Genomic DNA, 4613 nt, shown 5'->3' with positions numbered 1-4613 from the left:
CTTTGTAGTTCCCCTCTTGCAAAAGTATAGCCGCTTTTTTTAGTCGTGTAAGATTAATGAGTTCGTTTGGAGATAAGTCCGATAACATCTTTATTTTTCGATAAAGAGTGGGTCTACTCATATGCATGCGGTCAGCAAGGAAGTCGACACATAGCCCCTGTTCATTTATGTTTTTTAATATAAAGCTATTCAGCTTATTTAAAAAGTCTTGATCTGATTTATTGAATCCTGTTGGTTCAACTGCTAATGGAACTGTGGCTGTTTCTCGGTAATGTGCCTGTACGTTCCGACGATTCCGTAGCAGACTGGCAATTTGAGCTTGAAGGAAGCTTGGAGAAAACGGTTTTTCAATATAGGCATCTGCGCCATATTCTAGCCCTTCTATTTTAGACTGGAGGCTGTTCTTTGCCGTAAGTATAATAAACGGTATATGCTTATACTGGACATTGTCCTTAAGTTGCGCACAGAGCTCAAAACCGTCTATTCCGGGCATCATTACATCACTCACAATAAGATCTACATCCTGATGCGTTAGTTGCTCTAATGCTTTCTTGCCGTCGGTAGCTTTCACGACATGATATTCGTCGCTTAAATCGTCGGAAATAAAGTTTAATATTTCAAGATGGTCATCCGCTACTAATATTGTCGGTTTATTGTTTGTCGTGTTAGTCATAGATTCCACTGGTTGGTATGCGCAGAACGAATATATTCAATTTTTCTGAATTTTCGACAAATTTTAAGGATCCCTGATGGAGTTGTGCAAAGGAATGCGCGAGCGCTAGTCCCAATCCAGCACCCTTAATACCATGGGAGTTAGGTTCCCTATGAAATGGCTTAAAGATCATTTCTATTGCATCGCTGGACAACCTAGGTCCGTCATTGGTAACTTGTATACTGAAGAATTCTCTAGCTCCTTCGTAGGATATTTCAACCCAAACCTTTCGTTCAGCATATTTGAGGGCATTTGTCATCAAGTTATCGACGATCTTGCCAAGCACTTCAATATCGACTCGGGCGATCACTGGCCCGTTGGCGCTATATGAGAGTAGTAATTCTCGTTGTTTGAACGCGGGCTGGTAGTCCTTTAACCGTTCACTTAAAAAAACTTCAACATCATGTTCGGCGAGATTCAAACTATGTTCGCTACTTTCTATTTTTCGGAAATCCAATAGTTGATTCGTCAATTCTACGAGTTGCTCGGTATTGTTATGCATAGTGTTCAAAAGACGTTCCGTACGTTCATTCGTTTCGTTTTGTAGCATAAGTCTTTCTAGAGGCGCCTTGATCAATGTCAGTGGCGTCTTAATATCATGTGCGATTTGGGTGAAGAAATTTATTTTCACTTTATATAAATCGCGCTCTCGTTGAAGGTTGGCGGCCTCTAGCTGGCGACGATTTTTCTCTTTGATCCTTCGGTCAAAGGAGTTTCCTAAATAATAAAATAGAAGCGCTATTAGTATGAAATATATGACGAAAGCGGGAATGCTAGCCCATAGTGGCGGGTTAATTCGTATTGCTAAGCTTCGCTCATCGGAAATTGGCTCGCCGAGTCCGTTTAGTGCTTGAACACGGAAAGTATATCTGCCCGGGGGAATTTTTGTAAAGTGCGCACTATGGCTTCCTCGCAGTGTGGTCCATTGTAAATCATATCCCTCTAACATGTATTTATACTGCACTTCTTTAGCAGAAACGAAGTTCATAGCCGAAAAATCTAATGTGATAGTTGATTCATCATAGGGTAATTTTAACTCGTTAAGGTAAGGGACCGCTTCCTGTATCTTCGATCCCTTTGTGCCGACTCGTAACTCACGTTGTAGGACACTGATTCCAGTAATCAAGAGGTTTGTTTTAATTTTCGATTTGTAATGTGCATTCAGAGAATCGGGATGAAAGCGAATGAATCCACCCGCCGATCCATAGTAGAAATATCCTTGTCTATCGGTAAAACTGGAATTGTAATTGAACTGCAAACTGAGTAATCCGGATTCCTTTGTGAAAACTTGCATCCGTAGCGTTCTTGGATCCATACATACTAATCCTCTGCTCGTACTAATCCACAGATTTTCTGATCTATCTTCTTGAATAGTTAAAATAAGATTGCTAGGCAGACCATCTTCAGTGGTAATTCTACTCATCGGTTTTCCAGCACTATTCCAACGCGCGATGCCGTGCTCGGTGGCTATCCAAATTTCACCATTATTAGATTGGAAGACTCGGTTTACACGGTTACTATTTAATGATAGAGGGTCTTTTATATCGTGAGTGAATACTTCTGAGCGTCCAGACTTCGGGTCTAAAATGAAAAGTCCATCGCGCCAAGTTGACAACCATAATTTGCCTTGTTTATCTTCAAAAATAGATGTGTAAAATATGTGGTCGGGAACAGTCCGAACCAGAACAAATTTATTGGCGCCCGGAATAAATTTGTGAAGACCGTGTGCTGTTGCCATATACACTTGACCCGTACGCGTTTGGGTGATGTGGACGATGAAGTTACTACCTAACGCGCCGTTAGAACTGGAAACCTCAATGTGAGCGATTCTCTTTCCTGTTTTTATATCAATGCAGTCCAAACCCTGATCAAAAGTTCCTACCAGCAATGTATCACCCACCAAACACAAACCGTGAATATTGCTGTGTGAAACCTCTTCAACCTTTGTAAATGCGCCCGTCTTCTTATCCCAGTGACTCAATCCGTTGTCTTCGGAGCCTATCCACATGTTTCCTTGACGATCCTCGATGAACTCACGTACTGCATGTGCGGCGATGGAAGATTTTGCATAACGGTGAAAGAATTTTCTAAATACGTTGTGCTTTGGGTGATAGTAATTTAGACCACCAAAGTAAGTGCCGACCCATAAACCGCCCTGCATGTCGCGACTGACGGTGTAGACGGCGTTATCTGACAAGCTCCAAGGATGATCATCCTCATGGAGTAGTTGTTGAAAATCTCCGCTCTGTGTGTTGAATATAATTAATCCGCTTTCACTTGCGATCCATAGTGTTTGGACATCCGTTTGAATTATGTCTCGTATGAAAAACTGGCCTATCGGAAGCTTTGATAAGGGATTACTGATTTCCGCTGACCTGGGATCAAATTTATATAACCCGTTTTTAGTTGTTCCGATCCATAATATACCCTGTTGATCTGTATATAAATCTTCGATCCATTGCTGACCTTTGGTATTTTTGTCTAAGTAGTATGTTTCCCCGGTATTTACGTTTTTGATAGCTCCATGTGAACCAAGCCATAACGTTCCTTTTTCATCGAAGGCTATGGCAGAGGCCATGAACTCATTTCTGCTGCTATGTTGGATAACCATGTCTGTTTTCATTTCGTAGCAGAAAAGCTCGTTTTCAGCAATATACCAGATACGTCCTCGATTATCAGCTTGAATGTCTAAAATTTCACCTTGATCTCCGCCACGAAAAGGGCGAAAGGAATCTAAATGGGGGTAGAAGATATACATACCCTGGTCGGTACCTACCCAAATATTTTTTTTCTGGTCAACATAAAGGCTGTGGATAAAATTGCTGCCAAGGCCGCTCGCACTATCTGCCGATGCGTAATAATGTTTGAAATCATAACCGTCAAAGCGATTCAAACCATCTTTACTGCCAAACCAAAGGAATCCGTCTTTATCTAGGACGCTACAAAGAATTGCACTATTGGACAATCCTTGGTCTACGCCGTATTTCTGAAAGTACCGCGCCGAAGGATTTAACTGCGCGCCACCATTTTGTATGGCAAAGAAGAATATTACAAATACTAATCCTAATTTAAGTAACAGGGCGTGCATTCCCTTCTCTCTTCTTTTTTTTGCTCGGAACATCGATTTCGTCTTTCAGTCAATTTAATAGGGACTTTTGAAGAGCAAATTAAGCATTCTATACGATATATTTGAGGGCTCGTCCCCAAGTTCTCCAAGTCGAGCAACACTTTCTTTTAGATGACTTAGAGTAATACTTACGCGTTACGATCAACGATTAAAGCCAATTGAAAGGTGTTTTAGAATAATAGGTCGACAAATAGCAAACTATCTGTGATACAATATGGCAATAAATTGAGACGTTTTGGGAATATTTTGCATAGTTAGAGATTTAACTTTGGTTATCGATTATGAACATCTAAACTTTTCACCTAATGAGATTTACTTCAATCCATTCCTGGCGATTACACTGCATGCTGCTTTGCGGCACGTTGGTGGCAGGAGTTGCAGTTCCGGCTGTAGCGTCCCTTAATCGCTACCCTTTGGCGGGAACTAGCTTGCAGCAGCAACAGCTGCAGGGGACCGTTAAAGACGCTGCTGGAACCCCACTTCAGGGTGTGACCGTGGAGCCCAAAGACAATCCCTCGGCAGGCACAACGACAGACAGCAATGGTAAGTTCACACTTACATTATCGGGGGCTTCAAAGACAATTATACTCCGGTCGGTAGGATTTATTACCCAAGAAGTCACGCCGTCTGGTGCATCCGTCGAGGTTATTCTTCAGTCCCAAGACGCTAGTATCGATGAGGTTGTTGTTGTGGGATACGGTACCCAGAAGAAAGAATCCGTAACGGGAGCTATCTCTACTGTGAACTCCGAGGATCTTTCGCGATCTGTGGCGA

The 4613-nt window shown here is 42.0% G+C and carries 3 protein-coding genes; 1 reads left to right on the top strand and 2 read right to left on the bottom strand.

The annotated features are described in order from the left end of the window. Together HP439_RS17865 and HP439_RS17860 are read right to left on the bottom strand one after the other, a co-directional pair. Window positions 1–673 (bottom strand): response regulator (locus HP439_RS17865; RefSeq protein ID WP_172391694.1); only part of this gene is annotated, 673 nt, incomplete at its 3' end. Next, window positions 666–3833: a ligand-binding sensor domain-containing protein gene (locus tag HP439_RS17860; RefSeq protein WP_172391693.1), complete on the bottom strand. Its 3168-nt coding sequence runs from the start codon at window positions 3831–3833 to the stop codon at window positions 666–668. The genes HP439_RS17865 and HP439_RS17860, both read right to left, overlap by 8 nt. Before the next feature lie 311 nt (window positions 3834–4144). Between HP439_RS17860 and HP439_RS17855 the strand changes: the two genes are divergently transcribed. Then, window positions 4145–4613: carboxypeptidase-like regulatory domain-containing protein (locus HP439_RS17855; RefSeq protein ID WP_172391692.1), on the top strand; the 469-nt coding region annotated here is incomplete at its 3' end.

Origin of the sequence: Sphingobacterium shayense, from assembly GCF_013179575.1 — a bacterium.
Taxonomy (GTDB): Bacteria; Bacteroidota; Bacteroidia; order Sphingobacteriales; family Sphingobacteriaceae; genus Sphingobacterium; species Sphingobacterium shayense.
The sequence above is the reverse complement of the archived record's forward strand: the minus strand, read 5'-3'. Positions and strand labels throughout refer to the sequence as shown.